Annotated in this window: 6 protein-coding genes; 4 read left to right on the top strand and 2 right to left on the bottom strand. The window is 59.3% G+C overall.

The features are described 5' to 3' along the window. Window positions 1-66 precede the first annotated feature (66 nt). From macA to BK670_RS14005, 3 genes are all read left to right on the top strand, one after another. Window positions 67-1215 (top strand): macrolide transporter subunit MacA, encoded by a 1149-nt coding sequence (macA, locus tag BK670_RS14015; protein WP_123450383.1) that lies wholly within the window; start codon window positions 67-69, stop codon window positions 1213-1215. A gap of 2 nt (window positions 1216-1217) precedes the next feature. Next, on the top strand, window positions 1218-3176 hold the full coding sequence (locus tag BK670_RS14010; RefSeq protein ID WP_123450381.1) for a MacB family efflux pump subunit: 1959 nt from the start codon (window positions 1218-1220) through the stop codon (window positions 3174-3176). A gap of 770 nt (window positions 3177-3946) precedes the next feature. Further along, entirely contained in the window at window positions 3947-4228 is a 282-nt protein-coding gene (locus BK670_RS14005; RefSeq protein ID WP_185036772.1) for a DUF6124 family protein, read from the top strand. A gap of 184 nt (window positions 4229-4412) precedes the next feature. On the opposite strand, the gene BK670_RS14000 is transcribed toward BK670_RS14005, so the two are convergent. Beyond that, a complete protein-coding gene (locus BK670_RS14000; RefSeq protein WP_123450378.1) occupies window positions 4413-5159 on the bottom strand; it encodes a response regulator transcription factor in 747 nt (248 codons plus the stop codon). 319 nt (window positions 5160-5478) lie between these two features. Here BK670_RS14000 and ycaC point away from each other — a divergent pair, with 319 nt between their 5' ends. Next, a complete protein-coding gene (gene ycaC / locus BK670_RS13995) occupies window positions 5479-6111 on the top strand; it encodes an isochorismate family cysteine hydrolase YcaC (RefSeq protein WP_123450376.1) in 633 nt (210 codons plus the stop codon). Window positions 6112-6196: 85 nt separating this feature from the next. On the opposite strand, the gene BK670_RS13990 is transcribed toward ycaC, so the two are convergent. Further along, window positions 6197-7219, bottom strand: a complete 1023-nt coding sequence (locus BK670_RS13990) for an alpha/beta hydrolase (RefSeq protein ID WP_123450374.1) — start codon at window positions 7217-7219, stop codon at window positions 6197-6199. Window positions 7220-7311 lie beyond the last annotated feature (92 nt).

The following is a 7311-nucleotide window of genomic DNA, read 5'->3' as shown; positions in this document are numbered from 1 at the left end:
TTGTTGTTTATCTATCAGAGCCCGGCCGCTGGCCGGGCTCACCCCTGAACGGACTTGTGGTTATTTATGGAAAAGTCGAAGTTGCGCAAAGTCGGTATGGGTTTGGCATTGGTTGCGGTAGCGGGATTGGCGTTCTACGCGGTGCAGGCACCGGCCGAGGCGCCGCAATACCTGACCGCCCCGGTGGAACGCAGTGATATTGAAAACGCGGTGCTCGCCACCGGGTTGCTCGAAGGCATCAAGCAAGTGGACGTCGGTGCGCAAGTGTCGGGGCAATTGAAGTCGCTCAAGGTCAAGGTCGGCGACAAGGTGAAAAAGGGCCAATGGCTGGCGGAAATCGATCCGCTGGTGTTGCAGAACACCCTGCGTCAGGCCCAGGTCGACGAGGAAAACCTGCAAGCGCAAAAACGCGCCACCCAGGCTCAGCTCCGGCAGACCAAAGCGATTTACGAGCGCTACAAGAATTTGCAGGACGACGCGTCGATCTCGCGGCAGGATTTTGAAACCGCTGAGTCGAACTATCAGGTGCAGCAGGCCAACCTGATGTCGCTGGACGCGCAGATCAAAAGCGCGCACATCCAGATCGACACGGCCAAGGTCAATCTGGCCTACACGCGTATCGTCGCGCCGATCGATGGCGATGTGGTGGGCGTGGTGACACAGGAAGGGCAAACAGTGATCGCCAGCCAACTGGCGCCGGTCCTGCTGAAACTGGCGGATCTGGACACCATGACGGTGAAAGCGCAGGTGTCTGAGGCCGATGTGATTCACATTGCGCCGGGGCAAGAGGTGTATTTCACCATTCTTGGTGAGGACAAACGCTACTACGCGAAACTGCGCGGCACGGACCCGGCGCCGCAGAACTTTCTTGAAACACCGCCCGCCGGCACGCCGAAACAGAGCAGTGCGGTGTTCTACAACGCCTTGTTCGAGGTGCCGAACCCCGACCATCGCTTGCGCATATCGATGACCGCGCAGGTGCGCATTATCCTCGACACCGCCAAGTCGGTGCTGACCGTGCCGGTGGCGGCGCTCGGCCCGCGCAATGCCGATGGCAGTTTTCCGGTGCGGGTGCTCGACGCCAAGGGCCACGCGCAGTCGCGCAATGTGCAGACCGGGATCAACAACAACGTCAAAGTGCAAATCAATGCCGGCCTGGCGGAAGGCGATCGTGTGGTGATCGGTGATCCGCTGACCAATGTGGCGGGGGCCTGAGCATGACTGAGCCACTGCTACAGCTGACCGGCATCACCCGCAGTTTCACCGCCGGTGACCGTGAATTTCTGGCGCTGAAGAACATCAACCTGACGATCAATGCCGGGGAAATGGTCGCGATTATCGGCGCCTCGGGTTCTGGCAAATCGACGCTGATGAACATCCTCGGCTGCCTCGACTACGCCACCGCCGGCAGCTACAAGATCAACGGCCAGGAAACCCGCGATCTGGACAATCAGGCCCTGGCCGAGCTGCGCCGCGACTACTTCGGTTTCATCTTCCAGCGTTACCACTTGCTGCCGCATTTGAGTGCGATGCACAACGTCGAGATGCCGGCGATTTACGCCGGTACGCCGCAGCTTCAGCGCCATGCCCGTGCCCGTGAGTTGTTGGCGCGACTGGGTCTGGAAGGCCATTTGACGCATCGGCCGAGCCAGCTCTCCGGCGGTCAGCAGCAGCGGGTGAGTATCGCCCGGGCCTTGATGAACGGCGGCGAAGTGATCCTCGCCGACGAACCGACCGGCGCCCTCGACACCGCCAGTGGCAAGGAGGTGATGCGCATCCTGCTGGAGCTGCACGCGGCGGGGCACACGGTGATTCTGGTGACTCACGACCCGAAAGTCGCGGCCAACGCCGAGCGCATCATCGAAGTCAGTGACGGCGAAATCCTCAGCGACCGAGCCAACGAACGCGACACCACGCACTTGCTCAGCGAAGAACCGGTAACCCCGAAAGCCAACGCCTCAAGGCGCCTGGTCGCCAGCCTCGGGCTGTTCAAAGAGGCGTTCGCCATGGCGTGGGTGGCGTTGATTTCCCATCGCATGCGCACCTTGCTGACCATGCTCGGCATCGTCATCGGCATCACCTCGGTGGTGTCAATTTCGGCGGTCGGCGAGGGCGCGAAAAACTACGTGCTCAAGGACATCGCCGCCATTGGCAGTAACACCATCGATGTCTATCCGGGCAGCAGTTATGGCGACAAACGTGCCGCCGCCATCGAAACCCTGACGCCTGCCGATGTCACCGCGCTGAATCAGCTGTATTACGTCGACAGCGCGACGCCGATGATCGGCCGCAGCCTGTTGCTGCGCTATCGCAATATCGACCTCGACGCCCAGGTCAACGGCGTCAGCGATCAGTACTTCAAAGTGCGCGGGATCAAGATGGCCGCAGGCATCCCGTTCAGCGAAAGCGATGCGCGGCGCCAGGCGCAGGTGGTGGTCATCGATCACAACACCCGGCAGCGCCTGTTCGGCCAGGATGTCGATCCGTTGGGCCAGGTGATCCTGATCGGCAACCTGCCGTGTACGGTGATCGGCGTGGCCGCCGAAGATAAAAGCCTGTTTGCCTCGGGCAAGACCCTCAACGTCTGGGTGCCCTACGAAACGGCGGCCGGGCGGGTGTTGGGCCAGCGTTATCTGGATAGCATCAGCGTGCGCATGAAGGACGGCCAGCCGAGCAAAGTGGTGGAAGCGCACGTCACCCAACTGCTGCTGCAACGCCACGGCACCAAGGACTTTTTCACCAACAACCTCGACAGCGTCCTGCAGACCGTGCAGAAAACCAGCCGCTCGTTGGCGTTGCTGCTGTCACTGATTGCGGTGATTTCCCTCGTGGTCGGCGGCATTGGGGTGATGAACATCATGCTGGTGTCGGTGACCGAACGGACCCGCGAGATCGGTATTCGCATGGCGGTCGGCGCGCGGCAGTCGGACATTCGTCAGCAGTTTCTGGTGGAGGCGGTGATGGTCTGCCTGTTGGGCGGGGCGATCGGGATTTCCCTGTCGTATGCCATCGGGCATTTGTTTTCGGTGTTTATCAAGGAGTGGGAGATGGTGTTCTCACTGGCGTCGGTGTTGACGGCGGTGGTGTGCTCGACGTTGATCGGCATTGTGTTTGGCTTTGTGCCGGCGCGGAATGCTTCGCGGCTTGATCCGATTGAGGCGTTGGCGCGGGATTAAGGGCTGACCCTCACCCTAACCCTCTCCCAAAGGGAGAGGGGACTGACCACGGTGTTTGCTGGATATACGCCGACGTGAGATACCGAGTCGAACTCTGGTTTTGAAGCGCACAAAGATCGGCTCCCTTTCCCCCTCGCCCCCCTTGGGGGGAGAGGGCTGGGGTGAGGGGGGAATCCCACTGACACACCGCAAAACCTGGAACCGCCGCCCTCCAGTATTTCCATCAATAAACACAACGCCGTGAGCGCGTTTAAATTACACGACCCGTTACGTCATACCGCCTACAACACCTTGCGTCGTTACCTACGCGTACGCCAGAATCCGCCGGCTTGTGCGCTTATCCCATGGGCTCTATCGTTTCCCTGCCACTGCCTATCAGTGGTCGGGTTTAGTAGCCCGATTGGTATTAGTAAGTGCATGAGTTCCATTTAGTCAGGCGCGTCACTGCCTGCACTCAATGGTGGTTGTGCGCAGGGCGCCCTCGGGCGCGCCGGTCTTGCTAATTCCACCGGTCTACTAACCTGTGCACAGCCGCCACCCTTCTTTTAGTAGAGAACGGTCGCGGCCCTACTTCAGGAATTAGATAAATATGTTCAAAGTTACGCCGAACCCTCCGGACACCGATCCGATCCCCTAAGACGCCGCACTGGAACCTCAAAACATCAAAGAGGCCACACAACGGGCGATCAATTTCTACCTCAACCCTTCCGCGCTCAAAACGGCCGCGTGAGGGAGCTTGCTCCCTCGCTGCGCAGAAGGAGTTTGTGCGAATGTCAAAAACACCCGATCCGCCGGTCACTGCGGCCAACATCATGGCCACGCCCTACATGCCCAACGCTATGTTCCGGGTCAACCCGCAAACTGATACCGAATCCCTGCTGGCAAACGCTTGTGAATCGCTGGCCTCGGCTTCGGTCATGTTGTGTGATTTCGCCGGGATGCTGGAGGGGCCGCATCGCAATACCTTGCTGGGCATCGCGCAAGTGGTGATGTTGGGGGAATTGGCGGTGAATCAGGCATTGGAGCATGTCGCGCGATTGCCCTCACCCTGACCCTCTCCCAGTAGGAGAGGGGACTGACCACGGTGTTTGCTGGAAATACGCCGACGTGAGATACCGAGTCGAACTCTGGTTTTGAAAGGCCCGGACATCAGCTCCCTTTCCCCCTCGCCCCCTTGGGGGAGAAGGCTGGGGTGAGGGGGTAGCGGTCCAGAGCGGTGCACAAAATTCAACTCTGTCACGCCGCACTCGACGCCGACGCCTCCAACGGCGAATACATCCAGCGCATTAACGAATGCCGCCCGCTGATGCCCAATTTGATCGCCGCCCGTTTCAGATAGCTCTCCACGGTGTTGACCTTCAACGCCAATTGTTCCGCCAGTTCCGGCGCCGTGCGGCCGGCGAGCAGGCCGACACACACTTCGGTTTCGCGGTTGGACAGGCTCAGCCCCAGTTGTTCCAGGCGCTCGTCAAAGCGCAGGCGCAAGGTTTCCAGGCCGCTGCCTTCGGCGGCCTCGGCTGGGGTCTGCGGATCAGCGGTGGCCGGTTGCAGGGCGTTGATGTGTTTTTCCACCATCGGCAGCAGCACCGGGGAAATGTCCTGCAACAGGCTGCGTTCCTGCGCGGAAAAGCGCTGCGACTCGCCGTTGCGGTACACCGAAATCACGTAGCGGTAGCCGTCCTTGCGCCGGGTCAGGTGCAGTTGCGAGGCGTCCGCGCTGGTCGTGGCCGGCGGATTCTGTAAGTGGTGGGCAGCCGCACTGTGTTCGGAAAACACCGTTTCGGCGAGCAGCGCCGGCTCTTTCAGTGGCTCCGGCTCATTGCGGCTCGACGCGCGGCTCACCGGTTCGACACGCATCTGGCGGATGTGCGTGGCGTCTACCGCCAGTTGCGTCAGGATCAGGTCATGCAGCATGCGCGGAAAGTGCCGACTGCCGGTGCTGGCGATGACCTTGCCGATGTGGGGGAACAAGTGTGAATTCATATGCGTGTCATCCCTGAGAGGCGTTAATTCAAAAACGTCTGCCGCACTGTCGACAATCTCCTTGGTCGACGAAATACCGCAGACTTGGATCCTATCCTAGTACAACGTTTGAGCGACGGTTTAATGAAGGTGTTATTAGCTAATAACCCTGACTTTGCTGGCTCCAATGTGGGAGCGAAGAGAACGTTGTCGCTGAATTGTCCTGTTCAGGTTGACGGTGAAACGCGTTTCAACCGATTTATCCCTTTTCGATGCGTCAGTAACCTGTACACAACTTGAACGCAACAACAACTTCAAAAGCTCAAAAGGGAAGCAAATCATGACCACTCCAACCTACAACCGCCTCAACAAAGACGACGCCATCGTGCTGCTGGTCGACCATCAAACCGGCCTGATTTCCCTGGTGCAGGACTTCTCGCCAAACGAGTTCAAGAACAACGTGCTGGCCCTGGCCGATCTGGCCAAGTTCTTCGAACTGCCGACCATCCTCACCACCTGCTTCGAACAAGGCCCGAACGGCCCGCTGGTCCCGGAATTGAAAGAGATGTTCCCGGACGCGCCGTACATCGCTCGTCCAGGCCAGATCAACGCCTGGGACAACGAAGACTTCGTCAAAGCGATCAAGGCTACCGGTCGCAAGCAGATCATCATTGCCGGTGTGGTCACGGATGTGTGTGTAGCGTTCCCGACCTTGTCGGCGCTGGCAGAAGGGTTTGATGTGTTTGTAGTGACCGACGCTTCCGGCACCTTCAACACCACGGTGCAACAAGCCGCATGGAGCCGCATGACTCAGGCCGGTGCGCAGATGATGAACTGGTTCTCGGTGGCGTGTGAGCTGCACCGCGACTGGCGCAACGACATTGAAGGCTTGGGCAATCTGCTGTCGCAGCGCATCCCCAACTACCGCAACCTGATGAACAGCTACTCGGCGCTCACCGCTCAGCAGAAGTAAGCCGACGCGACCGAACAAAAGCCTGCCCTGAAAGCAGGCTTTTGTCGTGTCTGCGTTTTAAAGCGCTAGCAGTGTTGCGATGACTTTACTTCAGGTTATGGTTGAAGAACGTGGTCAATTTGGCGAAGGGAATCAGGTTGACCCGGTCGTACAAGTCGACATGGCCGGATCCTGGAATGATCAGCAGCTCTTTGGGCTCGGCCGCGCGCTGGTACGCGTCTTCACTGAACTCGCGGGAGTGCGCCTGAGCACCGGCAATGAACAGCAGCGGGCGCGGGGAGATGCTCTCGATGTCATTGAACGGGTAGAAGTTCATGAACTTCACATTGCTGATCAGCGTCGGCATGGTGGTGGTCTGCGGCGAAGCACCGGCCGGGGTGACCTGGCCACGCGGGGTGCGGTAGAAATCGTAGAACTCGTCACCCACGGCGTTGCCGGTGAGTTTGAGCGGTGTGCCGCCGGTGTAGCGGACCGGGCCGCCCCAGGCTTGCGCGTTACGCTGCTGCGCCGCCTGTTCAATGATGGATTGGCGTTGCGCTGGCGTGAGCGAATGTTTGAGGCCGTTGCGGTTGGCAGCACCCATGTCGTACATGCTGACAGTGGCAATCGCCTTCAAACGTGGGTCGATCTTGGCGGCGCTGATGGCGAAGCTGCCGCTGCCGCAAATACCGATAACGCCGATACGCTCGCGATCGACCAGTGAGCGAGTGCCGAGAAAGTCCACCGCCGCGCTGAAGTCTTCGGCATAAATGTCCGGCGCAACCGACTGGCGTGGCAGGCCCTCGCTTTCGCCCCAGAAGGACAAGTCGAACGATAGCGTGACGAAGCCTTGTTCGGCCATTTTGGTCGCGTAGAGATTAGCGCTTTGCTCCTTCACTGCGCCCATTGGGTGGCCGACGATGATCGCGGCATTTTTGGACTGTGGGTCGAGGTTCTTCAGGCTGAACAGATTGCCTGCGACCTTCATCCCGTACTGGTTCTTGAAGGTGACCTTTTCCACGGTCACTTTATCGCTGGTGTAGAAGTTGTCTGCGCCGTTCGACATATCGGCTCCCATTGCTGAAAAAGTACTGAAGAGCAGCCCGAAGGCCAAGCAAAAACCTTTCACTGGAATGTCCTTGCGATTGAGGGTTTATTCGTCTGAGCCTGTGCACGAACATTCTCTCGATCAGCTCCTCAGCGCCGAAGTGCATTCCTCTG

Source organism: Pseudomonas fluorescens, from assembly GCF_003732425.1.
Classification (GTDB): domain Bacteria; phylum Pseudomonadota; class Gammaproteobacteria; order Pseudomonadales; family Pseudomonadaceae; genus Aquipseudomonas; species Aquipseudomonas fluorescens_BE.
This window is presented reverse-complemented; position numbering and strand designations above follow the sequence as displayed.